Genomic DNA, 21,788 nt, shown 5'->3' with positions numbered 1-21,788 from the left:
GGACCGCCCCGATGACGCCCGAAAACGACAGCCCCGAGACCGGACCGGACGAACTGGCCCGCCATGCGGTGAAGATGGCGAAGAAGAAAGCCGCCCGCGACAAGATCATGGCGCAAAAATCCGGCGAAAAGGGGCTGATCATCGTCCATACCGGCTCGGGCAAGGGGAAGAGCTCGGCCGGGTTCGGGATGATTCTGCGCTGCATCGCGCATGAGATGCCCTGCGCGGTGGTGCAGTTCATCAAGGGCGCCTGGGATACCGGCGAGCGGCGGCTGCTGACGACGCATTTCGGCGATCTGTGCCAGTTCCATGCGATGGGCGAGGGCTTCACCTGGGAAACCCAGGACCGCGAGCGCGACATCGCGGCGGCCATCGCGGGCTGGGAAAAGGCGAAGGAGCTGATCCGAGATCCGGAGATCCGGATGGTGCTTCTGGACGAGATCAACATCGCGCTGCGCTATGGCTATCTGGATGTCGAGGAGGTGCTGGCGTTTTTGCGCGACGAGCGGCCCGAGAGGACGCATGTGGTGCTGACCGGCCGCAATGCCGCCGAGGCGCTGATCGAGGCGGCCGATCTGGTGACCGAGATGGGTCAGGTGAAGCACCCGTTCCGCGCGGGCATCAAGGGCCAGCCGGGGGTGGAGTTCTGAGCCCAAGGCCGGGGGCGCTGCCCCCGGACCCCCGGGATATTTGTGGCAAGATGAAACAGGGCGTTAGGGATTTGGTAACAATGATCGGGCAAGCTGGGCACACGGTACAGGGAGGGATCCCGATGACCGTGCAAGGTGAAAGCGGCGCGTCTTCCCCGCGCAAGCGGCCCAAGGCGCGTCGCCCACTTTCTTGCGAATGTGCTTTCATCTTGCCACCAAATATCCCCGCCGGAGGCTCCCGCAATCTCAGCACGCGCACCGGGAGGGGATGATGACAGCCTTGATGATCCAGGGCGCGGGCTCGAATGTCGGCAAGTCGATGCTGGTCGCCGGGCTCTGCCGGGCGGCGCGGCGGCGGGGGCTGACGGTCGCGCCGTTCAAGCCGCAGAACATGTCGAACAATGCCGCCGTCACCGCCGATGGCGGCGAGATCGGTCGCGCACAGGCGCTGCAAGCGCTGGCCTGCGGGCTGGAGCCGGTGACCGACATGAACCCGATCCTTCTGAAGCCCGAAAGTGACGTCGGCGCGCAGGTCGTGGTGCAGGGGCGTCGGCTCACCACCACCCGGGCGCGGGACTATGCGACACTCAAGCCGCAGCTGATGGGCGCGGTGCTCGAAAGCTTCCAGCGCCTGAAATCCACCCATGATCTGGTGATCGTCGAAGGTGCGGGCAGCCCGGCCGAGGTCAATCTGCGCGCGGGCGACATTGCCAACATGGGTTTTGCGCGCGCCGCCGATGTGCCCGTCGTGCTGGTGGGCGACATCGACCGCGGCGGCGTCATCGCGCAGATCATCGGCACCCAGGCGGTTTTGGACCCCGCCGATGCCGAAATGATTTCCGGCTTTCTGATCAACAAGTTCCGCGGCGATGTCACGCTTTTCGACGACGGCTACCGGCTGATCGAGGCCCGCACCGGCTGGCGCGGTTTCGGCACGCTGCCGTGGTTTCCGCTGGCCCACAGGCTGCCCGCCGAGGATGCGCTCGACATCGCCTCGGGCCCAGCGACTGCGGGAACGGTGATCGCCTGCCTGACGCTCTCGCGCATTGCCAATTTCGACGATCTCGACCCGCTTGCCGCCGAGCCGGGGGTGCGGATGGTGATGGTGCAGCCCGGCCAGCCGATCCCGGCCGAGGCGCGGCTGGTGATCCTGCCCGGCTCGAAATCCACCCGCGGCGATCTGGCCTTCCTGCGCGCGCAGGGCTGGGACGTGGACCTGATGGCCCATGTCCGGCGCGGCGGCCATGTGCTGGGCATCTGCGGCGGCTATCAGATGCTGGGCCGGACCGTCGCCGATCCCGAGGGGATCGAGGGGCCTGCGGGCACCACCCCGGGTCTGGGGCTGCTGGAGGTCGAGACGGTGATGACGCCCGACAAGCGGCTGACGCGAACGCGGGCCACACATGCGGGGACCGGGCTCGCGGTCGAAGGCTATGAAATCCACATCGGACGCACCGACGGCCCCGACCGCGCCCGGCCCTTTGCCATCGTCGACGGCCAGCCCGAGGGGGCGATCTCGGCCGATGGTCGGGTCACCGGCAGCTATCTGCACGGGCTGTTTGGCGCGGATGCGTTCCGCGCCGCCTTCCTGCAAGGCCTTGGCGTCGCGGCCTCGGGGCAAAGCCATGCCGCGGGGGTCGAGGCGGCGCTCGACGCGCTGGCCGATCACCTCGAGACGCATCTCGACGTGACCGGGCTTTTGCGGCTCGCGCGTTAGCGCAGTTCCCATTCGGTCGGCAGGTTTTCCTGCCAGCCCGCGCGGTGCAGAAGCGGCGTGTCATCGGTGAATTCGGGCGTGCCGATGCAAAGCCAGGCGACGAAGTCCCAGTCGGGCGGCACGTCCAGCAGCCGCTCGACCGCTTTCGGATCGAGCACCGAGACCATGCCGAGACCCAGGTTTTCCGCCCGCGCGGCCAGCCACAGCGTGTGAATGGCCATCGCCGTCGATTGCTGCAGCGTCACCGGCATCGAGGCGCGGCCAAGCCCGTGCCCCGCGGTCGGATCGCGATGGGTGAAGACGGCGAGCTGCAACGGCGCCTGATCGATGCCTTGCAGTTTCAGCTTCGCATAGGCCTCGGCCTGTTCGCCGTCATAGCCCTGCCCCGCGGCCGCGCGCGCGGCGTTGAAATTCGCCAGCACCTCGGCGCGGATCGCCGGGCTCTCCACCCGGATCACCCGCCAGGGCCGCGCATTGCCGACCGAGGGCGCCATGTCCATCACCGCGCGCAGCCGGTCGATCACCTCCTCGGCGATCGGATCGGGGCGGAAATGGCGCACGTCGCGGCGCCAGCGCAGCACTTCGGTCAGCGCGTCGCGGTGGGTCTGTTCAAAGTTCATCCGTCAGGGCCTTTTCCAGTCGCATCCATTCACTCTCGTTGCCCGGCAGACCGAGGCGCAGCCAGTCCGCCGCATAGGGAAAGACCCGCGACCAGATCCGGGCGCGGGCCAGGCGGTCCTGGGCCGCCGCCGCATCGGGCGTGGCATAGGTGCGAAAGAGCGCCGTACCGCCAACGAGCCGCCAGCCCGCCCGCGCCGCCAGCGCATCCATCCGCATCGTTTCCGCCCCCAGCCGCAGCGCCGTCGCCATCGCCCAGTTCCGGTCGAGAAGCGCCCGGCGGCCGATCTCCAGCGCCGGGCCCGAGACCGGCCAGGGACCAGCCATCTCCGAGAGCGCCGCCACCGTCGCCGCATCGGCAAAGACAAAGCCCAGCCGCAGCCCGGCCAGGCCGTAGAACTTGCCAAACGAGCGCAGAACCAGCATCCGGCGGCTGGCCTTTGCGGTGACCGAAGCCTCGGGCGAGGCATCGGCGAAGCTTTCATCCACCACCAGCCGCCCGACCTGCAACGACAGCGCGCGCAGGGCCGGGGCCGGATGGCGCTGGCCATCGGGGTTGTTCGGGTTCACCACCACCGCCAGATCGGCCCCCGCCAGCGCGCCAAGGCTTGCCACCTCCTCGACCTGCCAGCCTGCCGCGCGCAGCGCCGCTGCATGTTCGTTGTAGGTCGGGCCCAGCACCCGCGCCCGCCCCGGCGCCCAAAGCCGCGGAATGAGCTGGATCGCCTGCTGCGCCCCGGCCAGCGCCACCCCGGGCGCCGGGGTGCCGAAGGCCGCGGCCGCGGCCTCGAGCAGCGCCGCCTTGGCCGTCGCGGTCGGCAGATCGGTCCAGACATGGGCGGGCAGATCGGGCACGGGCCAGGGCTGGCGGTTGATGCCGGTGGAGAGATCGATCCAGTCCTCGCCGCCATAATGCGCCTTGGCCGCGTCGCAGTTTCCGCCATGATCGCGCATCACAAGACACTCCAGAAAAGGGCCCCAAGGCCGATAGCCAGCGCCATCCCTGCCATTGCCCGACGGTACAGCGCAAGCCCGCGGGCCAGGTCTGCGGGCGTCGGATCGGGGGCGGTGCCGTTCAGCCACGGTTCCTCGGCCACCCGGTCGGCATAGATGCGCGGCCCGGAGAGGCGGATCGCCAGCGCCCCGGCCATCGCCGCCTCAGGCCAGCCCGCATTGGGCGAGCGGTGCGATCGGGCGTCGCTTTGCATCACCGCCAGCGCGCGCCCCCGGCAGGGCGCGGCGAGCACGAAGAACAGCCCGGTCAGCCGCGCCGGGATCAGGTTCACCAGATCGTCGATCCGCGCCGAGGCCCAGCCGAATGCCTCATAGCGTTCCGTGCGGTGGCCGATCATCGAATCGAGCGTGTTGATCGCCTTGTAGCCGGCAATGCCGGGCAGGCCCGCGACGCAGCCCCAGAACAAGGGCGCGACGATCCCGTCCGAGCTGTTCTCGGCCAGGCTTTCGAGCGCGGCACGGGCGACGCCGGGTTGATCCAGCTGGCTCGGATCGCGCCCGACGATCATCGAGACGGCCTGCCGCGCGCCGGGCAGATCGCCCGCGATCAGCGGTTTTGCCACCGCCGCAACGTGATCATGCATCGAGCGCAGCGCGACGAAGGGCCAGACGAGGATGCCGCCGATCAGCACCCCCGGCCAGCCCGCAGGCAGCCAAAGCTGCACAGCCGACGCGATGACCACCGTGGTTCCGATCACCGCCAAAGCGACCAGCACCCCGCGCAGCCGCCGCAGGCGGCCCTTGAAATTCCAGCCCTTTTCCAGCCGTGCGATCAGCGCGCCGATCCAGGTCACCGGATGGCCGATGCGTTTGTAAAGCGCGTCCGGCCAGCCAAGCGCCAGATCGATCACCAGCGCCACCGCCATCATCGCGGCAAAATTCATCGCCCGCCCCCCTTGATCCGCACCAAACCGCGCCAACCCACCGCGCGCAACACCGCCGCTGCCCCCGCGGGCACCGTGCCGGGCGCAAAGATCAACCCGCGCGCCGCCCCGGTATGCGCCCGCAGCCAGCCAAGCGCACCCAGATCGGCGGCCAGCTGCGGCGCAACCTCGCCCGCGGGGCCGCGCAACGCGCTGCAGCGCACGGCGCTTTCGGTGGCGATTGCGGCAAAATCGCCAAGCCCCTGCGCCCGCTGCCAGCGCGCCACAAGGTCGGCGACATCGGGAAAGGCACTGTCGGCGGCCTCGGTCCGGGCCGGGCCGCCCTGAAATCCGCCCAGGATCTCGTAGCGCGGCAGCACGGGCAACGCCGCAAGCGCCCGCCCCTGCCGCGAGGCCCAGAGCAGCCGCTCGGGGGCCGCGAACATCAGCGGATCGGAGGCCCCCTCGGCCGCAACACAGGCCCGCGCGAGGATCTCGGGCGCACCGTTCCAGCCCGCCAGCCGCGCCAAAGCCACCAGCGAGGCGGTCGAAACCCCGGTGCCCAGACCGGGCGCCACCACCGGGCGCAACACGATGCGCCCGCGCAGCGAAAGCCCCAAAGGCGCCAGAAACCGCCGCGCCCGCGCAGCCGTCAGCCCAGCCCCCCGCAGCGACAGCCCCGGGCCGGGCCGGTAGCACAGATCCAGCCCCAGCGCGGGCGCAGGCAGCGTCACCAGCACCACCGGGCCCCCGGCGCCCAGCCGCCCCTGCAGCCACTCGCCGAAATGGCCGGGAATGTGCAGCGCGGGTCTCATCCGAAGACCCGGTTCACGCCCGCGATCGACCAAAGCCCCCCCGGCACCGCGACAAGCCGCGTCACCGAAAGCGGCGCCACCTGAAAGGCCAGCCCCGCGGGCACCGATCCCAGCGCCAGCGACAGCGCCGCGCGCACGACCCCCGCATGGGCGATCACGGCCACCCGCCCGCCCTGCCCCGCCAGCTCGCGCAGCACCGGCGCGACGCGGGCGCATTGCTCGGCGTAGCTTTCGCCGCCCGGCGGGCGATGCGTGGCCACCTCGGCGAGCGGCATCAGCCCGATATCGGGAAGCTCTGCGAACGGGCGGTTTTCCCAGGCGCCGAAATCCTGCTCCCACAGCCGCGGATCAAGCCGCGGCTCGACCCCGGGCCACAGCGCCGCCGCCGTCTGCTGACAGCGCGCCGCGGGCGAACACACAAGGCTTGCCATTCCCACCGCGGCGCGGACCGCCGCCAGCACCTCGTCGCCCGGCAGATCGCAGGGCACATCGCGCCGCCCCGCCAGCCGCCCACCATGAACCGCGGGCGCATGGCGGATCAGCCAAAGCTCGGTCGTGACATCCGCCTGCCCAATCGTCTGCATCCGCGCATTTCTCCTTTCGGTCCGCCGCCGTTTCTGCTTTTTTCCGCCGCAAGGAACAAGAGGCAACGCTTCATGGCTTTCACCCTTCTCGTCACCGGCGGCGCCCGTTCGGGCAAAAGCACCTATGCCGAGGCCCGCACGCTGGCGCTGGGGCAGCCCGCGCATTACATCGCCACCTCGGAAATCTGGGATGACGAAATGGCCGAGCGGATCGCGGCGCATCAGGCGCGGCGCGGCCCGGAATGGGTGACGCGGGCGGAACCTCTCGATCTTGTGACGGCTTTGCGGGAAACCGACGATGCGCCGCGGCTGGTCGATTGCCTGACGCTGTGGCTGACCAACCTGATGCTTGGCAATCACGACTGGGAGGCTGCGGCAAAGCGGCTTCTTGCGGTTCTGCCCGAACTGAGGGCACCCGTGATTTTTGTCACCAACGAGGTGGGTCTGGGCATCGTGCCCGACAACCGTCTCGCCCGTGCGTTCCGCGACAATGCGGGCCATCTCAACCAATGGGTCGCTGCGGCGGCGGACGAAGTCGTCTTCACCGTCGCGGGCCTGCCAATGAAGGTGAAATAGGTATGCTGCAGCTCCATTCCTTTGCCGAGATTTCCACCCTGGCCGACCGGCTGCCCATGGCGGATGAGGCCGCCCGCGCCGCGGCGCTTGAACGGCAAAACAGCCTGACGAAGCCGGTGGGCTCGCTTGGTCGGCTCGAGGAGCTGGCGCTGCATTGGGCGGCCTGGCGGGCGACGGCGCGGCCCACGATCACCAAGGCGCAGGCTTTGTGCTTTGCGGGCAATCACGGTGTCTGCGCGCAGGGCGTGAACGTCTTCCCGCAGGAAGTCACGCATCTGATGGTGAAGAATTTCGAGATGGGCGGCGCGGCGATCAACCAGCTGTGCCGCGCCGCGGGGGCGGATCTGCAGGTGATCTCGCTGGATCTGGACCGGCCGACGCAGGATTTCACCCAAGGCCCGGCGATGACCGAGGCCGAGACGGTGGCGGCGCTGAACACGGGCGCGGCGGCGGTTGATGTGACGGCCGATGCGCTGATCATCGGCGAGATGGGGATCGGCAATTCGACCATCGCGGCGGCCCTGGCGGCGGCGATTTACGGCGGCACGGCCAAGGATTTCGTCGGCCCGGGCACTGGCTCGGATGCGGCCGGGATCGCGCGCAAGATCGCCGCCATCGACAAGGGTCTGGCGCTGCATGGCGGCCTTGGCGGGATGGAGACGCTGGCGGCCCTTGGCGGGCGCGAGATCGCCGCGATGTGCGGCGCGGTTCTGGGCGCGCGGGCGGCGCGGATCCCGGTGATCCTTGACGGGTTCATCTCGACCGCCGCGGTCTCGACGCTGTTCAAGGTCGATCCGCGGCTTCTGGATCACTGCGTCGTCGGCCATACCTCGGCCGAGCCGGGGCATCAGAAGGTGCTGACCACGATGGGCAAGCGCGCGCTGTTGCAGATGGAGATGCGGCTGGGCGAAGGCACCGGCGCGGCGCTGGCGCTTGGCGTCGTGCGCGCGGCGCTCGAATGCCACAACGGCATGGTGACTTACGCCGAAGCGGGCATCAGCGCCTGATGGAACGGGGCTGGATCCGGGCGCGGCTTTCCGAGGCGCATCTGGCGGTGCTTTTGCTCACCCGCCTGCCGATGCCGCGTCTGGCCGATCCGGTGCCGACGCTGGCGCAATCGGTCTGGGCCTATCCGCTGGCCGGGCTGGTGGTGGGGGCGATTTCCGCCCTTGCCCTTTTCGGCACGCTGGCGCTTGGCCTGCCGCCCGCTTTGGCGGCGGGGCTGGCGGTGACGCTGCAGGTCGTCATCACCGGCGCGCTGCATGAAGACGGTCTGGCCGATGTCGCCGACGGCTTCTGGGGCGGGCGCGAGGTGGCGCGCAGGCTCGAGATCATGCGCGACAGTCGCATCGGCTCTTATGGCGTCGCGGCGCTGGTGCTGTCGCTTGGCCTGCGCTGGCAGGGGGTGGCGGCGCTCGCCGAAGCTTCGCCCGCGCTGGCGATGGCGGGGCTGATCGGGCTGGCGATCCTGTCGCGGGCGGCTTGCGGGGTGCTGATGGCGGCGCTGCCCGCGGCGCGGCCCGACGGCATGGGCCGTTATGCCTCGGGCGCGGCCTGGAAACGGGTGCTGGCGGGGGGCGCGGTGGCGATTGGCGCCGCTTTCGGGCTGGGCCTGCCAGTCGTGCCGCTGCTTGTGGTGCAGGGCGCGCTGGTGCTTGGGCTGATGCAGGTCGCGCGGGCAAAGATCGGCGGGCAGACCGGCGACGTGCTGGGCGCGGCGCAGCAGCTGGCCGAGATCGGCGGCTGGCTGGTGCTGGCGGCGGCCTTCGCCTGAGGCTCAGGCGACGCGCTGCCGGGGCAGCGCCCCCGGAGCCAGCAGACGCAGGCCCCGCCGCGCCGCCAAAGGCCGCGCCGTGGGGCCATAGACCGCCAGCGGATCGGCCGCGCCCAGAACCACCCCGGCCAGCCAGGGCTGGGCAAGGGCAATCGACAGCCGCGCCGCGGGCCCCAGCGCCGCCAGCGCCATCGGCCCGGGGTAAAGCGTCTCGCAGGCCAGCCCGTTTGCCGTGACGATGCCGTGCCGTTCCAGAAGGATATGGTGATAGCTGACACGGCGCTTGCCGCGCGCGATGCGAAAGCGCGGGTCGTTCAGTTCGGCCAGATGCCGCGCCCGCACCAGACGCTCGCCCTGATCGGTCAGCACCAGCACCGCATGTTGCGGCGAGACCAGCAGCGCCCCGTGCCGCCCCAGCGCATTTTCGCGGATCGCCACCGGCAAAAGCCCCGGTTCCGCCGCCAGATCCCCCGCGGTCAGCGACCGCCCGCCGGACCAGAGCACCGGCACCGCACCGTGATCGCGGCTCAGCACCAGATCGCCCGGGCGCAGGCTCTCGACCGGAACCGGACCGCGCGGCGTCTCGATCAGGGTGCCGGCGGTGAAACAGGGCACCCCCATCGCATGCAAAAGCGGCCGGCTGATCTGGTCGGCCGGGGTCCCGACAAGGGTGATCACCGGCCCGCCGGTCACCGTGGGGAAGGTGATCACCGCATGGCCATCGGCATCCGAGCCGATCACCGCATCGTCCCAGGTCACCAGCTTGCCCTGATCGTCGCGCAGCCCGGACACATCCAGCTGGTCGCGCGTCTTGCCGTCGATCAGCGCAAGGTCGAAATCGGTGATGCGGTCGGCGCCGCTTTGCGCGTCAAACACGAAGGTATCGGCGCCGCTGCCGCCGGTCAGCACATCCGCGCCAAGCCCGCCCGAAAGCCGGTCATCGCCCGCATCGCCAAACAGCGTGTCGTCGCCGCTGCCGCCGAGGATCAGATCGTTGTCGTCGCCGCCGTAAAGGATGTCGTTGCCGCCGCGCCCGTCCAGCGTGTCGTTGCCGCCGCCGCCGTAAAAGATGTTCGTATAGACATCGGAGCCGCTGTAGGCGGCATCGTCGAAGCCGACGAGGGAATCGCCCTGGGCCGAGCCGATCAGCCCGTCGATGCCGGTCAGACTGTCGCCCGCCGCATCGCCCCCCGCCGCCGTCCAGCGCGACAGATCGATGGTCACAGCGCCGGAACTGGCGGAATAATCGGCATAATCCATGCCGCTGCCGCCGTTCAGACTGTCCGCCCCGGCGCCGCCCGCCAAAGTGTCGTTGCCCGCGCCGCCGTCCAGCGTGTCATTGCCGGTGCCGCCCAGGATCAGGTCGTTGCCGTCATTGCCCGACAGCACATCATTGCCCGCGCCGCCATCGATCGTGTCGTGGCCCGCATTGCCGCTGACCGTGTCATTGCCCGCCCCGGCGCGGATCGAATCGTCGCCCGCCCCCCCCACCAGCGAGGAGGCCGCCGACGAGGCATAGCTCGTGCTGGCAAGGCCGCTGTAGCTTTGCCCGGTCGAGGTCGCCGAGGCGCTGCCGGTGACGGTCATCACCACGCCCGGCGTCAGCGCCGCGGTCGAGACATAGCCGACCAGCGTATTGCCGACATAGACATCGTAAATCCGCGCCGTCGTGCCCGAGGGGGTGATGAAACTGGTCGCCGTGCCCAGCCGCACCGCCCCCGAGGCCAGCACCGCGCCGCTGGCCGTCGTCACCACCGCGGTCTGGTTTCCGTCCAGCTGGCCGCTCGCCGATCCGCTGAAATACGCGTCATTGTCGGTGACGGTGATGGTGACCGCCTGCGTCGCCGATTCGTAGCCCGGATCCAGCGTGAAGCTCGATCCGCCAGCCGAAGTGATCGACGCGGCGCTGTAACCGCCGATCCTGTAAGTCGCCATTGCTCTGCCCGTATGCAGGTCTCCGCCTGCCTTGTTGTTGCGGGGCTTCGCCCCCCGCGCCCGCCCGCTGCTGCCGGAGGGCCCGTTTCAAGGTTAACAGGAACGCAAGAAATATGGCGAAAGTGGGGCAAAGGCGGGCAACGCCGCCGCGCGGCGGAAAAATGCGCAAAAGCGTTGCAGCCGGGCGGACCCGCCGGGGCGGGGTCAGACCGGCAGCGGGCGGCTCATCACGACGGCGGTGATCGGGCAGACCGAACTGGCCTGTTTCGTCGCCAGCACCGGCGGCGGCACCTCGTAGCGGGCGCGGGCGCGGAAACCGCGATGCGAAAAGAACGGCGCGGCATGTTTGGTGAAAAGCCAGGCCTCGCGCGCGCCCGCTGCCGCGACCCGCTCGAGCAGCGCCGCCAGAATCGCCGAACCGATGCCGCGTCCGCGCGCCGTCTCGGGCACGACCATCGAGCGGATCAGCGCCTGATCGCCCGGCAGCTCATAGCCGCCAAAGCCGCAGATTTCCCCGGAGGCATCGGAAAAGACAAAGAAACTCCGTCCGGGATCGGTCAGATCCTCGACCGGAAGATGGGCCGCGGCCAGCGCCTCGGCCAAGCCCGGATCGGACCCGGCAATCGGTGTCGCAGTCAGTTCGGGCAGGACCATGACCTCGGGCATCGGGCGGCTCCTGTGACAAGGGAGAGGAACGGCATCCCGCGCGGTCACGACGGCGGGCGCTTGCGGGCATCACGCGGTCGCGGTCCGGCAAGACACCGGGCAGACTGCGACGATTGTGCGACCGCGGCGCGACAGGGTCAAGCGGACAAAATATCAACCCTCGGTTGCGGCCAATGCAAGACCGTCGACGACCGCGGTGAAGGCGTCGCCCTGCGCCTGTCGGGCCTGCGGAAAGGCGGCACCGACGGCCTGCCCGACCAGCCCCATCAGGCTGGAGCCGCCGACAAGGATCGCGGTCTCGACCGCCGCGGGGGCGATGCCCGCCAGACGGCAGGTTTCCGCCAAAGCCGCATCCAGTTCGGCGCGCGCCCGCAAAAGCGCCGCCGCCATCGAGGCGGCGTCGATCTCGGCGTAAAGGCCGCGCTCGATCTTGCCCAGACGGATCATCGCGCCGGGCTTGCCTGCATTCGCCTCGATCTTGCCGCGCTCGACCGCGAAGGCCAGATCATGGCCGAGCTCATCCTCGATCACCCGCGCCAGACGCGCGATCGGCTGCGGCGCGACGGCGAATTTCGCCAGATGCGCCACGGACTTGCGGGTGTCTTGCGTGTAAAGGAAGGGGATCTTCGCCCAGGTCGCCAGATCGACGAAGATCTCGTTCGGCATCGGCAGCAGACCGGGGCCGAATTCGCGCTTGAGCTGCCCGCCCTGCCCCAGCAGCGGCATGACGTGATCGAGCGCGATGGCGCGGTCGAAATCGGTGCCGCCCAGCCGGATGCCGTGGCTGGCGATGATCTCGACCCGGGCCCCGCCGACCCGGAACAGCGAGAAATCCGAGGTGCCGCCGCCGATATCGACGATCAGACCAAGCGTCGTGCCGGTCAGATCGGCCGAGGCGCGGGCGGCGGCCTCGGGTTCGGGGCAAAAGCCGATCTCGGCAAAGCCCGCCGCCGAGAGGCAGCCGGTCAGATCGGCCAGCGCCCGGGCATCGCGGCCGGGATCGGCGTGGAAATGCACCGGACGGCCGGATAGGACGCGGGAAAAGCGCAGGCCGGTCTGCGCCTCGGCCCGGGTCTTCGTTTCCGCCAGAAAGGCGGTGACCACTTCGGCCAGGGTGCGGCGGCGCCCGCCGATCGGGCGCGGTTCATGGAACAGGGCCGTGCCCAGAACGCTTTTGAGCGCCCGCATGAACCGCCCCTCCTCGCCCGCGACCAGCGCCGAGACGGCGGCAGCGCCGATCCGCATCGGCCCCGGCTCGGCCGGAAAGAAGACCGCGGTGGGCAGGGTGTCGGCGGTGCCGTCCAGCGCCAGGCGACGCACCCGGCCGTCCTGCACGAGGGCGGCGGCGGAATTCGACGTGCCGAAGTCGATCGCAAGCGCAAGGTCGGTCATCGCGGGCCCCTTTGGCGAAAAGAGGCCCGCTACAGGGTTTCGGCGGCTCTGGCAAGGGGGCGGCCGCGGCCCGGATCAGAGCAGGAAATCCCCCGCCGAAAGCGCGCCCAGCGTGACATTGTCCAGCGTGATCACCAGCCCGTCGAGCTGGATCACCACGGCGCGGCCCGATTGCGTCATCTGCCCCGCAAGATCGGCGAAACTGTCGAGCCCCGCCACCCCGCGCAGGTCGATGTCGTCGGCGCCGATGCGGAAATCGGTGATCCGGTCGGTGCCATCGCCGGTCGCGAAGATGAAGACATCGTTGCCCAGCCCGCCGGTCATCAGGTCGTTGCCCGTGCCCGCCGTCAGCCGGTCGTTGCCCGCGCCCGCGGTCAGGCTGTCATTGCCCGCCTCGCCCAGCAGCAGGTCGTTCCCGGCCCCGGCCGAGATCCGGTCGTTGCCCGCCCCGGCCGAGATCGTGTCGGAGCTTGCAGCGCTGTCACCGGTGGCGGTGAAGCTGTCGTCGCCCGCGCCAAGGCTGACCAGATCATTGCCGCCGGTGTCGGTCACCGCATCGATCCCGGCGCCGCCCTGCAGCGTGTCGTTGCCAAGCCCGCCCGCCAGACGCGAGCCCGCATCCGAGGCGGTCAGCCTGTCGTTGCCCGCGCCGCCGTCCAGCGTGTCAAGGCCGCCAAGACTGGTCAGCACCTCGTTGCCCAGCCCGCCCATGACCGCATCGGCGCCCGCATCGGCCGTGTCGGTGAAGATGTCATCGCCCGCGCCCAGATCGATGCGGTCGGCATCGGCGCCGCCGCTGACAATGTCATTGCCCGCGCCCGCGCTGATCGTGTCCCGCCCGGCACCGCCGAGGATCGTGTCCGCGCCGTCATTGCCCGCCAGCCGGTCGTCGCCGCTGCCGCCGTCCAGACTGTCGCCGCCTGCGCCGCCGGTGATCACGTCATTGCCATCGCCGCCCCGCACGGTATCGGCATTTGCGGCGCTGTCACCGCTGGCGGTGTAGCTGTCATTGCCCGCGCCCAGATCGACCAGATCATTGCCGCCGGTATCGGCCGCTCTGTCGGCCCCGGCACCGCCGCGCAGCGTGTCATTGCCCAGACCGCCCTGCAGCATGCTGCCCGCCGCCGAGGCGGTCAGGCTGTCGTTGCCCGCGCCGCCGTCCAGACTGTCGCGCCCGCCCAGGCTGGTCAGCACCTCATTGCCTGCCCCGCCCAGAACCGTGTCGGCCCCCGCGTCGGTGGTGTCGGTGAAGATGTCGTCGCCCGCGCCCAGATCGATGCGGTCGGCATCGGCGCCGCCGCTGACAATGTCATTGCCCGCGCCCGCGCTGATCGTGTCCCGCCCGGCGCCGCCGAGGATCGTGTCAAGGCCCGCGCCGGTCTCGATCCGGTCGTTGCCGTCGCCGCCCGAGACGCTGTCGCCCCCGGTCGCGGTGTCGCCGGTGCCGATGTAGCTGTCGTTGCCCGCGCCGAGGCTCACCACATCGGCGCCACCGCTGTCGCTGACCCGGTCGGCGCCGGTCCCGCCTTGCAGCGTGTCATCGCCCAGCCCGCCCGAGAGCAGACCGCCCGCGGGGCCCGCCTGCAAAAGATCGTCGCCCGCCTCGCCGTGCAGCGAGTCGCTGCCGCCGCGGCTGGTCAGCACATCCGCCCCCGCCCCGCCCCAGACCAGATCGGCGCCGCTGTCGGTGCCGTCGATGAAGATGTCGTCGCCGTCCTGCAACTGGATCGTGTCATTGCCCGCGCCGCCGGTGACGCTGTCATTGCCCGCCCCCGCGGTGATGCTGTCATTGCCCATGCCGCCGTCGATCGTGTCGGCGCCCTGCCCGCCCAGAAGCGTGTCGCGGCCCGCGCTGCCCGCCAGCACCAGCCCGACACTGCCGCCGGAGCCGCCCCCGGTCCCGCTGCCGCCCCCGGTCCCGCTGCCGCCCGCAAACAGGAAATGCGCCGGATCGAGCATCGAGATCACGAGCCCCGAAAGCAGGATCGTGCCCTCGGCGGTGGCGATGCGCACGCCCGCGGCGGTGTCGGCCATCAGCGCCAGCAGCGCGCTCCAGTCGGCGATCGCGGCGATGGCGGAGAGATCGACGTAATCGATGCTCGCGACCAGATCCGCGATCGTGTCGGTGCCAAAGCCGGTGCCGAAGGTGAAGATATCCGCCCCCGCGCCGCCGGTCAGCAGATCGTTGCCGCCCTCGCCCGCAAGCCGGTCGTCGCCCGCCTCGCCCGAGAGCGTGTCATCGCCCGCCCCGCCCGCGACGGTGTCATTGCCCGCCCCCGCGGCGATGCGGTTCGCGGCGTTGTTGCCGGTGATCCGATCCGCCCCGGCGCCGCTGCGGACATGTTCGATCACCGTGCCGGCATAGATCACCATGTTGCCGCGCTGCCCGAACAGATCCGAGATCGCCCCGGGCGTCAGATCGATCCGCGCCGCCTCGGCTCGGGCGGAAAAATCAAGCGTGTCGATGCCGTCGGTGTCCATCAGGGTGAAGGCGACATCGGCCCGGTGGTTTGCGCTGGCCAGATAATCCAGCCCGTCGCCCGCGGTCGAGCCGCTGCCATAGGTGGTGTTGCCGCCATGTACCGCGGCCGGGGCGCCGTAAAGCGCCCGCATCGCCGCGATGTCGAAGGCCATCGGCGTCAGCAGATAGGCAGAGCTCGCGCCGGTGTTCGGGTTCTGGGTCTGCGCGAAATAGGACATGACCGAGGTCTGCCAGCTGTCATTGGCATAAAGCGCATCACGGGCGAAACTGGCCGAGCCGTTGTAATTGCCGGTATGGCCCAGCCCGAGCGCATGGCCGATCTCGTGGACATAGGTCTGGTAGCTGTAGCTGCCCAGCGTGCCGCCATAGTTGCTGAACCAGCTTGCAGACACATTGACCGAGGCCGAGACCATGTTCGTGCCGGTGCCGCTCATCGAACAATAGGCGCCCGCGGCACTGTTCTGAAAGCCGATCTGGCCGCCGCTGGCGACCCGGACGAAACTGATCCCCGCCACCGCGGCCCAGCTGTCCAGCGCGGTCTCGATCAGCGCGCGCTCGGCGGTGCTGACCGAGGCGGTGAAGGAATAGGTGAGCGTGCGGGACGCATCAAGCGCCCAGCCATAGGTGTAGCCGCCGAAATAGCCACGGATGAGCTGCTGGACCGCCTGGTCCTCGGTGAAGGTGGGAAGGGGCATCCGGGCACTCCTGATCGGGCGCGTGCGGCACGCGGCCATACGACCGGCGGGCCGGTCGGCAAACGACGACGGGAAAGGGGAAACGCCTTCGGCGTCGCGTGAAAGGAGGGACGCCTTTGGCGTCTGGGGGGGAAGACAGGGCCTTCATGGCCACCGGGGGATCCGCTTCCCGGAGTTGACCCTACCCGGTCGCGGGGCGATGCGACAAGCCGCCCGGCCCGGGATTGCGGCGCAAGTTCTGCGGCGTGGTGAACAGATCCTTGCCGCGGCCGCGCGCGGGGCGGGCTTTGTTCATCGCTGCGGCGATGCGGTGGCAGGCGCGCGGCGGGGCCGCGGCGGAACCGTGCCCGGGGCGGAAACGGCAGTCTTGCGGCGGGCGGCGCAGGTGGCCGAATCGCCGCAGGCTGCCGCGATCAGCCCCGGCTTTTGCGGATCGGATCGGCCAGAAGCCGCAGCCCGTTGAGCACCACCAGCACCGTCCCGCCCTCGTGACCGATCACCGCGATCGGCAGCGGCAGCTCGAAGAACAGCCCCGAGAGCACCAGAACCGCCATCGCCCCCATCGCGAAGATCAGGTTCTGCCGGATGATCCGCGCCGTACGCCGCGCCAGCCGGTGCGCTTCCGACAGCCGCGAGATGTCATCGGCCAGAAGCGCCACATCGGCCGCCTGCAGCGCCACCTCCGAGCCCGCCACCCCCATCGCGATGCCGACATCGGCCCGCGCCAGCGCAGCCGCATCATTCACCCCGTCGCCGACGAAAGCCACCCGGCCCCGCGTGGTCAGATCGGCGACGATCTTCACCTTGTCCTCGGGGCGCAGATCGGCGTGGATCTCGCCCGCGCCGATGCCCAGCTCGGCGCCGATCCGCTCGGCCACCGCGCGCCGGTCGCCGGTCAGCATCGCGACATGGCCGACCCCGCCCGCCCGCAAGGCCGCAAGCCCGGCCGCGGTGCTGTCGCGCGGGCGGTCCTCGCAAGTCACCCCGCCGAGGATCTTCGCGCCCCGCCCCAAAAGCACCAGCGTCCGCGGCGCGGTTTCCAGCACCGCAGGCAGCGCCAGCGTCTCGGCCGCCCGCGCCCCCATCCGCGCCGCCAGCCGCGCATTGCCCGCCCAGATCACCCCCTCGTCATCGACCGCCACCATCCCCTCGCCGGGCACGGCCTTGGCCTCGCGCACCGGCAGCGGGGTGATGCCGCGCCGGGCGGCATGGGCGCGGATCGCCGCGGCGATCGGATGTTCGGATTGCGCCTCGATCCCGGACAGACGGGCCAGGAACAGCGCCTCCTCGCCCTCGCAGTGGATATCGACGATCTCCTGCTTGCCGGTGGTCAGCGTGCCGGTCTTGTCAAAAGCGAAGGTCTCGACCTTGGCGAGCGTCTCCAAAGCCGCGCCGCCCTTGAACAGGACGCCCCCCCGCGCCGCCGCCGAAAGCGCCGAGAGGATCGCCGCGGGCACCGAAATCACAATCGCGCAGGGGCTGGCCGCCACCAGCAGCGTCGCCGCCTTGTAAAGCGCCGCGTTCCAGCCATGCCCGATCGCCCAGAAGGCGGCAAAGGCCGAGACCGCGGCGAGCAGAACCGCCACGGTGTAGCGCTGCCCGAACCAGGCCGAGAACCGCTCCGAGGGCGAGCGCGCCGCCTGCGCCTCGGTCACCAGCGCGATCATCCGCGCCACGGTGCTTTCGCCCAGCGCGCGCCGCACCTCGATTTCCAGCACGCCATGCAGGTTCACCGTGGCCTCGAAGACCTGCGCCCCCGGCGTCTTGTGGACGGGGACGGATTCACCGGTGATCGTGCTTTCGTCGATCGACCCCTCGCCCGCGACGATGACGCCATCGACCGGCACCCGCGCGCCCGGACGCAAGATCACCACATCGCCCGGCACCAGCGTTTCCACCGCCACCTCGACCATATCCTCGCCGCGCCGTTTCAGCGCCCGGTCGGGGCGCAGCTCCATCAGCGCCTCGATGGCGCGGCGGGCCCGCCCCATCGCGCGGTGTTCCAGCGTGGTCGACAGGCTGAACAGCGTCAGCAGCACCGCCCCTTCCAGCGCCGCCCCCACCGCCGCCGCCGCCAGCGCCGCGACCACCATCAGCAAATCGATGTCGAGCTGGCGTTCCTCGATCAGCGCGCCGATCGCCCGAGAGGCCGCCGGAACCCCGCCGGTCAGAAAGACCGAGAAGAGCGCCGCCGTCTCGACCCAGCCCTCGCCCAGCCCCGGAAAGAGCCAGTGCACCGCCGCGCCAAGCGCCATCGCCGCGATCGTGGCCCAGGTCAGCACCAGCCTGCTCGTGTCCTCGGTCATCGCATTCCTCCCGTCCTGCCGGTTTCCCTTGGCCGCGCACGGGCCGGGGTTGCGCTTTCATAGCGCGATTGGCCCGGGTTCGGCCAGAGCCGGGAGCGCCGCAATCAGGCCCGGCCAGCCCCCCGAAATCGCGATGGAATCTCTTTTGCGGAAAGAAGCTGTTAATCAAGCTGGCGTAGCTTGCCCGCATGACCCATGCGCTTTCGCCCCGCCAACAGGAAGACATCGCCCTCGGCTCGCCGCAGATGACGGCGTTGCGGGGCCTGTTCCTGATCTGCCTGCACCACGGCGTCACCCTGCCGGTGACCGAGATCCCCACGCTGGAAGAGGGCAGCATCGCCCCCCGGCTCGAGGCGACCTTTCAGCGCGCGGGCTTTCGCAGCCGCCAGATCAGCGGCGGCAGCTGGCGCACGGCGAAGGGGCTCGGCTCGGCCTATCCGGCGCTGTGCGAGGGCAAGGACGGCCGCTGGTTCATCCTCGCCCATACCGTCGATCTGCCCGCCGGGCCGCATGCCGCCATCCTTGACCCCGCGCGCGAGGGCGAGGGCATCCTGTTCCTGCCGCAGGCAGACTTCGAGGCGCGCTGGTCGGGGCGGCTGATCCTCGCGCGGCTGCGCAAGTCCGAAACCTCGGCGCGGCGGCCCTTTGGTCTGGGCTGGTTCATGCCGGCGCTGCTGGAGCAGCGCGCGCTCTTTGGCGGCGTCGCGGTGGCGGTGGTGGCGGGCAACCTGATCGCCTTTGCCCTGCCCTTCCTGATGCAGGTGATGATCGACAGCGTGATTTCCTCGCACAGCTGGAACACGCTGGCGGCGGTGCTGTCGGTCTATGTATTCCTGGTGCTGTTCGACGCCGCCTTCAGCTATGTGCGCCAGCGCCTGATGCAGATCTGCGGCGGGCGGCTCGATGCGCGGATCGGCGCGGCGGTGCATGCGCATCTGCTCTCGCTGCCTTTGTCGGTGTTTGAGACGACGGCCGCGGGGATTCTGGCCCGCAACATGCAACTGACGGAAAAAATACGACATTTTCTGGTCGGACGGCTGTTTCAGACGATGCTGGATGCGGCGCTTTTGCCGGTGCTGCTGACGCTTCTGGCGCTGCTTTCAGGGCTGATGACGCTGGTCGTTCTGGGCTTTGCGCTGACCATCGCGGGGCTTCTGGCGCTGTTCCTGCCCGCGCTGCAACGCCGTCTTTCGGCGCTTTACGACGCCGAGGCGGGGCGGCAGGCGCATCTGGTCGAGACGCTGCACAACATGCGCACCGTAAAGGCGCTGGTGCTGGAGGGCACCCGGCGCGGGCTTTGGGAAACGGCGCTCGCGCGCACGATCCGCAGCCAGTGGCAGGTGGGGGAGCTTTCCGCCACCGTCAGCGCGCTGACCTCGCTGATGGAGCGGCTGATGCAGGTCGCGGTTCTGGGCCTTGGCGCCGAACAGGTGCTCTCGGGGCAGATCAGCGTCGGCACGCTGGTCGCCTTCATGATGCTGTCCGGGCGGGTCACCGGCCCGCTGGTGCAGATCGTCGGGCTGATCAACGAATGGCAGGAGGCCGCGCTCGCCGTGCGCACCCTGCGCGGCGTGATGGACCACCCGCCCGAGCGCGGCCCCGAGGTGCGGCCGATCCGCCCGGCACTGCGCGGCGCGATCCGGATCGAGGATCTGTGCTTCACCTATCCCGGCACCGCGACGCCTGCGCTTGATCATCTGACCCTCGACATCGCCGCCGGGCAGGTGATCGGCATCGTCGGGCGTTCGGGCTCGGGCAAGACGACGCTGACGCGGCTGTTGCAGGGGATCGGATCGGCGCAATCGGGCCGCATCCTTTACGACGGCAATGACGCGCGCCACATCGATCTGGACCATCTGCGCCGCTCGGTCGGCATCGTGCTGCAGGAAAACGTGCTGTTCCGCGGCACCCTGCGCGAAAACATCGCGCTTGCCCGTCCCGATGCCAGCCACGAGGCGGTGCTGCGCGCCGCGACGCTGGCGGGGGCGGCGGAATTCATCGACCGGCTGCCGCAGGGGCTTGATACCCCGGTCGAGGAAGGCGGGGCAAACCTTTCGGGCGGGCAGCGGCAACGCATCGCGCTCGCGCGCGCGCTGCTCGCCGATCCGCCGATCCTGATCCTCGACGAGGCGACCAGCGCGCTTGACCCGGAATCCGAGGCGGTGGTGAACCGCAATCTGGCCGCCATCGCGCAGGGCCGCACGGTGATCGTGGTCTCGCACCGGATGAGTTCGCTGGCCCGTTCCGATGCGATCCTGGTGCTGGATCGCGGCCGGATCGAGGATTTCGCACCCCATGCGGTGCTTCTGGCGCGGTCGACGACCTATCGCCATCTGTGGCTGCAACAGGCGGGGCAGACGGAATGATCCAGCTTGGCTCCATCGACCGCGAGGCCATTGCCTTTCAGGACGATCTCGACCGGGTGCAGGTCGAGCCGGTGCCGGTGCTGCTGCGGCTCTGGCCGTTTCTGGCGGCGGCGCTGCTGGCGGGGCTGATCGGGCTTGCCGCGATCTTGCGCGTCGATGTCGTGGTGACGGCGCCCGGCCAGCTGGCCGCCGCCGAGCCGCCCTTGATGCTGCGCCCCGCCGCCAGCACCCGGCTTGACGCGCTCCTGGTGCGTCCGGGCGATGTGGTGGTGGCGGGTCAGCTGCTGGCGCGGCTCGATCCGACCCAGCCCGAGGCCGATCTGGCCGCGCTTGAGGCCGAGCGCGATGCGCTTTCGGCCCGGATCGCGCGGCTGACCGCGGAACTTGAGGGCGGCGTGCTGGCCGAAACCGGCCCGGCGCTGGCCGCGGAAGCCGATGTGCTGACCGAGCGGCGGCTGGAAAGCCGCACGAAAGCCGAGGCGCTGCAGGCCGAAATCGCCTCGGCCGAGGCCCTGATCGAAGCCGAGACCGGCGATGGCGCGGGGCTGCGCGAGCAGCTCTCGATCCTGCGCGAGGTCGAGGCGATGCGCAACACCCTGGCCGAACGGCAAAGCGGCTCGCAGCTCGCGGTGCTCGATGCGCGGCTGATGCGGCTGCGCGCCGAGGCCGACCAGCGCGCCCATGAAAGCCGCCTGGCCGAATTGCGCGACCGTCGCGACCGCGCCATCGCCGAACATCGGATGTTCCTGACCAGCCTGAAACGCTCCGCCAGCGAACAGCTCGCCGAGGCGCAGCCGCGGCTGCAGGTGGTCGAGGAGCAGATCGCCAAGGCCCGCGCGCTGCGGGAAATGGCCGATCTGGTCGCGCCGCGCCCGGGTGTGGTGCTGCGCGTCGCCGAAGGCGGCGTCGGCAGCCTGATCCCGGCGGGCAATCCGGTGGTGGTTCTGGTGCCGACCGATGTGCCGCTTCTGGCCGAGATCGGGCTGCGCTCGACCGATGCCGGGCGGGTCGTGGCGGGCGATCCGGTCTCGATCAAGATCGACGCCTTTCCCTGGCGCGAACACGGCCAGCTGACCGGCTCCCTGACTGAGGTCGGCCATGCCAGCTACCGCGCCCAGGGCGCCTCGGAGGCGCAACATCCCGCCCATGTCGCGCTTGATCCCGCCGCGGTGCTGGACAACCTGCCGCCCGCGGCGACGCTTCTGCCCGGCATGACGCTTTCGGCCGAAATCCACACCGGCACCCGCTCTGTCCTGTCCACGTTCTTCGAACCGATCCTGCGCGGATTGGCCGAAGCGCTGCGCGATCCGTGATCGCCATGACCGCCCCCGTTTT

17 protein-coding genes are annotated in these 21,788 nt (G+C 70.1%); 7 read left to right on the top strand and 10 right to left on the bottom strand.

Going from position 1 to position 21,788, the window contains the following annotated elements; translation table 11 throughout:
* Positions 1–11: 11 nt before the first annotated feature.
* Together cobO and LY44_RS14140 are read left to right on the top strand one after the other, a co-directional pair.
* Positions 12–650: a cob(I)yrinic acid a,c-diamide adenosyltransferase gene (gene cobO / locus LY44_RS14145; RefSeq protein ID WP_055209503.1), complete on the top strand. Its 639-nt coding sequence runs from the start codon at positions 12–14 to the stop codon at positions 648–650.
* Positions 651–921: 271 nt separating this feature from the next.
* The gene (locus tag LY44_RS14140; protein ID WP_055209532.1) at positions 922–2,367 is read left to right on the top strand and encodes a cobyric acid synthase; all 1,446 of its coding nucleotides are present in this window, start codon (positions 922–924) and stop codon (positions 2,365–2,367) included.
* Here LY44_RS14140 and bluB read toward each other — a convergent pair.
* The 5 genes from bluB to LY44_RS14115 are packed head-to-tail and all read right to left on the bottom strand — an operon-like array spanning position 2,364 to position 6,261.
* Complete coding sequence (gene bluB / locus LY44_RS14135; RefSeq protein WP_055209504.1) at positions 2,364–2,987, bottom strand: 5,6-dimethylbenzimidazole synthase; 624 nt, start codon at positions 2,985–2,987, stop codon at positions 2,364–2,366. The two genes, LY44_RS14140 and bluB, sit on opposite strands and share 4 nt — an antisense overlap.
* Positions 2,977–3,939 carry a threonine-phosphate decarboxylase CobD gene (gene cobD, locus LY44_RS14130; protein ID WP_055209505.1) on the bottom strand — a complete coding sequence of 321 codons (963 nt, stop codon included), beginning with the start codon at positions 3,937–3,939 and terminating at the stop codon, positions 2,977–2,979. The genes bluB and cobD overlap by 11 nt, the downstream gene beginning before the upstream one ends.
* Positions 3,939–4,883: an adenosylcobinamide-phosphate synthase CbiB gene (gene cbiB, locus LY44_RS14125; RefSeq protein ID WP_055209506.1), complete on the bottom strand. Its 945-nt coding sequence runs from the start codon at positions 4,881–4,883 to the stop codon at positions 3,939–3,941. The genes cobD and cbiB overlap by 1 nt, the downstream gene beginning before the upstream one ends.
* Entirely contained in the window at positions 4,880–5,677 is a 798-nt protein-coding gene (locus LY44_RS14120; protein ID WP_055209507.1) for a hypothetical protein, read from the bottom strand. Before LY44_RS14120 ends, cbiB begins: the two co-directional genes overlap by 4 nt.
* On the bottom strand, positions 5,674–6,261 hold the full coding sequence (locus LY44_RS14115) for a histidine phosphatase family protein (RefSeq protein WP_055209508.1): 588 nt from the start codon (positions 6,259–6,261) through the stop codon (positions 5,674–5,676). Before LY44_RS14115 ends, LY44_RS14120 begins: the two co-directional genes overlap by 4 nt.
* A 72-nt stretch (positions 6,262–6,333) precedes the next feature.
* On the opposite strand from LY44_RS14115, the gene cobU reads away from it, so the two are divergent.
* Genes cobU through cobS form a run of 3 tightly spaced genes read left to right on the top strand, consistent with a single transcriptional unit; the run spans position 6,334 to position 8,611 of the window.
* On the top strand, positions 6,334–6,837 hold the full coding sequence (gene cobU, locus LY44_RS14110) for a bifunctional adenosylcobinamide kinase/adenosylcobinamide-phosphate guanylyltransferase (protein ID WP_055209509.1): 504 nt from the start codon (positions 6,334–6,336) through the stop codon (positions 6,835–6,837).
* Between the two features lie 2 nt (positions 6,838–6,839).
* Positions 6,840–7,844, top strand: coding sequence for a nicotinate-nucleotide--dimethylbenzimidazole phosphoribosyltransferase (cobT, locus tag LY44_RS14105; protein ID WP_055209510.1), 1,005 nt, complete (start codon positions 6,840–6,842; stop codon positions 7,842–7,844).
* The gene (gene cobS, locus LY44_RS14100; RefSeq protein ID WP_055209511.1) at positions 7,844–8,611 is read left to right on the top strand and encodes an adenosylcobinamide-GDP ribazoletransferase; all 768 of its coding nucleotides are present in this window, start codon (positions 7,844–7,846) and stop codon (positions 8,609–8,611) included. Before cobT ends, cobS begins: the two co-directional genes overlap by 1 nt.
* A 3-nt stretch (positions 8,612–8,614) precedes the next feature.
* On the opposite strand, the gene LY44_RS14095 is transcribed toward cobS, so the two are convergent.
* The 5 genes from LY44_RS14095 to LY44_RS14075 all read right to left on the bottom strand — a co-directional run bounded on the left by LY44_RS14095 (position 8,615) and on the right by LY44_RS14075 (position 18,087).
* Positions 8,615–10,546, bottom strand: coding sequence for a Hint domain-containing protein (locus LY44_RS14095; protein WP_055209512.1), 1,932 nt, complete (start codon positions 10,544–10,546; stop codon positions 8,615–8,617).
* A gap of 204 nt (positions 10,547–10,750) precedes the next feature.
* On the bottom strand, positions 10,751–11,212 hold the full coding sequence (arsN2, locus tag LY44_RS14090; RefSeq protein ID WP_055209513.1) for an arsenic resistance N-acetyltransferase ArsN2: 462 nt from the start codon (positions 11,210–11,212) through the stop codon (positions 10,751–10,753).
* Between the two features lie 153 nt (positions 11,213–11,365).
* Positions 11,366–12,604: an Hsp70 family protein gene (locus LY44_RS14085; protein ID WP_055209514.1), complete on the bottom strand. Its 1,239-nt coding sequence runs from the start codon at positions 12,602–12,604 to the stop codon at positions 11,366–11,368.
* Between the two features lie 75 nt (positions 12,605–12,679).
* Positions 12,680–15,781, bottom strand: coding sequence for a M10 family metallopeptidase (locus LY44_RS14080; RefSeq protein ID WP_055209515.1), 3,102 nt, complete (start codon positions 15,779–15,781; stop codon positions 12,680–12,682).
* A 413-nt stretch (positions 15,782–16,194) separates the two neighbouring features.
* The gene (locus LY44_RS14075; RefSeq protein WP_055209516.1) at positions 16,195–18,087 is read right to left on the bottom strand and encodes a cation-translocating P-type ATPase; all 1,893 of its coding nucleotides are present in this window, start codon (positions 18,085–18,087) and stop codon (positions 16,195–16,197) included.
* Between the two features lie 188 nt (positions 18,088–18,275).
* On the opposite strand from LY44_RS14075, the gene LY44_RS14070 reads away from it, so the two are divergent.
* Both LY44_RS14070 and LY44_RS14065 read left to right on the top strand, forming a co-directional pair.
* Positions 18,276–20,453 carry a peptidase domain-containing ABC transporter gene (locus LY44_RS14070; protein WP_055209517.1) on the top strand — a complete coding sequence of 726 codons (2,178 nt, stop codon included), beginning with the start codon at positions 18,276–18,278 and terminating at the stop codon, positions 20,451–20,453.
* On the top strand, positions 20,450–21,766 hold the full coding sequence (locus LY44_RS14065) for an HlyD family type I secretion periplasmic adaptor subunit (RefSeq protein WP_055209518.1): 1,317 nt from the start codon (positions 20,450–20,452) through the stop codon (positions 21,764–21,766). Before LY44_RS14070 ends, LY44_RS14065 begins: the two co-directional genes overlap by 4 nt.
* Positions 21,767–21,788: the final 22 nt, after the last annotated feature.

The sequence above is a fragment of the Rhodobacter capsulatus genome, from assembly GCF_003254295.1.
Classification (GTDB): domain Bacteria; phylum Pseudomonadota; class Alphaproteobacteria; order Rhodobacterales; family Rhodobacteraceae; genus Rhodobacter; species Rhodobacter capsulatus.
Note: the sequence above shows the minus strand (reverse complement) of the source record. Positions and strands in the feature narration are given on the sequence as shown.

Bases quoted from the DNA above. Each gene is read 5' to 3' on its own strand.
- cobO (WP_055209503.1), top strand. From the start codon at position 12: ATGACGCCCGAAAACGACAGCCCCGAGACCGGACCGGACGAACTGGCC.
- LY44_RS14140 (WP_055209532.1), top strand. From the start codon at position 922: ATGACAGCCTTGATGATCCAGGGCGCGGGCTCGAATGTCGGCAAGTCG.
- bluB (WP_055209504.1), bottom strand. From the start codon at position 2,987: ATGAACTTTGAACAGACCCACCGCGACGCGCTGACCGAAGTGCTGCGC.
- cobD (WP_055209505.1), bottom strand. From the start codon at position 3,939: ATGCGCGATCATGGCGGAAACTGCGACGCGGCCAAGGCGCATTATGGC.
- cbiB (WP_055209506.1), bottom strand. From the start codon at position 4,883: ATGAATTTTGCCGCGATGATGGCGGTGGCGCTGGTGATCGATCTGGCG.
- LY44_RS14120 (WP_055209507.1), bottom strand. From the start codon at position 5,677: ATGAGACCCGCGCTGCACATTCCCGGCCATTTCGGCGAGTGGCTGCAG.
- LY44_RS14115 (WP_055209508.1), bottom strand. From the start codon at position 6,261: ATGCAGACGATTGGGCAGGCGGATGTCACGACCGAGCTTTGGCTGATC.
- cobU (WP_055209509.1), top strand. From the start codon at position 6,334: ATGGCTTTCACCCTTCTCGTCACCGGCGGCGCCCGTTCGGGCAAAAGC.
- cobT (WP_055209510.1), top strand. From the start codon at position 6,840: ATGCTGCAGCTCCATTCCTTTGCCGAGATTTCCACCCTGGCCGACCGG.
- cobS (WP_055209511.1), top strand. From the start codon at position 7,844: ATGGAACGGGGCTGGATCCGGGCGCGGCTTTCCGAGGCGCATCTGGCG.
- LY44_RS14095 (WP_055209512.1), bottom strand. From the start codon at position 10,546: ATGGCGACTTACAGGATCGGCGGTTACAGCGCCGCGTCGATCACTTCG.
- arsN2 (WP_055209513.1), bottom strand. From the start codon at position 11,212: ATGCCCGAGGTCATGGTCCTGCCCGAACTGACTGCGACACCGATTGCC.
- LY44_RS14085 (WP_055209514.1), bottom strand. From the start codon at position 12,604: ATGACCGACCTTGCGCTTGCGATCGACTTCGGCACGTCGAATTCCGCC.
- LY44_RS14080 (WP_055209515.1), bottom strand. From the start codon at position 15,781: ATGCCCCTTCCCACCTTCACCGAGGACCAGGCGGTCCAGCAGCTCATC.
- LY44_RS14075 (WP_055209516.1), bottom strand. From the start codon at position 18,087: ATGACCGAGGACACGAGCAGGCTGGTGCTGACCTGGGCCACGATCGCG.
- LY44_RS14070 (WP_055209517.1), top strand. From the start codon at position 18,276: ATGACCCATGCGCTTTCGCCCCGCCAACAGGAAGACATCGCCCTCGGC.
- LY44_RS14065 (WP_055209518.1), top strand. From the start codon at position 20,450: ATGATCCAGCTTGGCTCCATCGACCGCGAGGCCATTGCCTTTCAGGAC.